At 65.7% G+C, this 1163-nt stretch carries 1 protein-coding gene and 1 pseudogene; one reads left to right on the top strand and one right to left on the bottom strand.

Features of this window, described 5'->3' with window-relative positions:
• Window positions 1–102: 102 nt before the first annotated feature.
• A pseudogene (locus QWZ14_RS29160) lies at window positions 103–636 on the bottom strand (ISAs1 family transposase); the annotation flags it as partial.
• Between the two features lie 121 nt (window positions 637–757).
• On the opposite strand from QWZ14_RS29160, the gene tnpA reads away from it, so the two are divergent.
• Window positions 758–1144 carry an IS66-like element accessory protein TnpA gene (gene tnpA / locus QWZ14_RS29155; protein ID WP_290320576.1) on the top strand — a complete coding sequence of 129 codons (387 nt, stop codon included), beginning with the start codon at window positions 758–760 and terminating at the stop codon, window positions 1142–1144.
• Window positions 1145–1163: the final 19 nt, after the last annotated feature.

Below are 1163 nucleotides of genomic sequence, written 5' to 3'. Positions count from 1 at the left end.
CGATTGAGGAGGCGGATGTAAAAGCGATCGTGGACTACTTGGTCACCAGCTACGGGCAGTAGCGGTCGCAAGGAGCGACGGCTGCGTATTTGACCTGCCACCTCAGGGCTGTTCAACGCTCTGGAATGCGGAGGATTTTGAGAAAGCGATCGAGGCCGGCGATGGCGGCGCGGAAGTGGTCCTGGGAGAGATAGCGACGCTGAGCTCCTCCTGCCGATTACGGCCGCGATTGCGGCTGCTGACGTGCGAAGGCGGTGTAGCACCGGTGCAGAGATCCTTCGCCTGCTGCTGCAGAATTGGCTGGTTGTCCTGGAGCTGTATAATCAGGTCTATCAGGACAGCTGCGCCGGCTTCAAAAGGTTTTCTTTGGCAGTATAGGGCATCGAGGGTGACCAGCGAGGCCGAGCTGCCGAACAGTGCCTGGGCGGCCGGGATCTCGTTGAACTTCTCTTCGATGTCGCTGTGCGCCAGCACCAGCGCGGTGCCGGTGGCGAAGACGCCGAGCACCTGTGCGGCGGCGCGGTCGCGAGACTGGTCGAAGCAGCCGCGTAGCGTCTTGCCATCGATCGCCAGGCTGGCCGCGCCCGACGTGGCGCGGGCCCTTTGCAACAGGCCGGCATGGCGGCGAAAGACGGCCTCGAGGGCGCCGCTGTGTACCCCTCCGCCGAGGGCCGCCTTCCGGCCGAGGGTTGAACCTGTCTTTTGATCTTACGTGCGTTCTTTCGAGCGCCGTTAAGGGCAACGGATGGGGTGCGGGATGGAGATTATCACCGGCGTCGAGCGGCGCCGCCATTGGCGGGACGACGAGAAACTGCGGATCCTGGCCGAGCTCGACGAGCCGGGCGTCCGGTTCAGCGACGTAGCGCGCCGGCACGATGTGAGCCGTGGCCTGTTGTGGCAGTGGCGGGACGCGCAACGGCACGGCAAGCTGGTGCCAGAGGCGCCGGGCTTCCTGCCACTGAGGATCGTGCCGGAGTTGTCCGCGCCAGAACCGCAGGGGTCGGTGGCCGAGGCGCCCGTCAACCCTGAGAATCAGGCGGATAGCCGCATCGAGATCGTGCTGCCGGATGGCACGGCGGTTCGGGTTGCCGAGGGGATCAGCGCTGCTGCGCTGCGGCGCGTGATGACGGTGCTGCGCGGATGATCCCGGTCCCCTCCGGTGT

The sequence above is a fragment of the Paeniroseomonas aquatica genome, assembly GCF_030409335.1.
GTDB lineage: Bacteria > Pseudomonadota > Alphaproteobacteria > Acetobacterales > Acetobacteraceae > Belnapia > Belnapia aquatica.
This window is presented reverse-complemented; position numbering and strand designations above follow the sequence as displayed.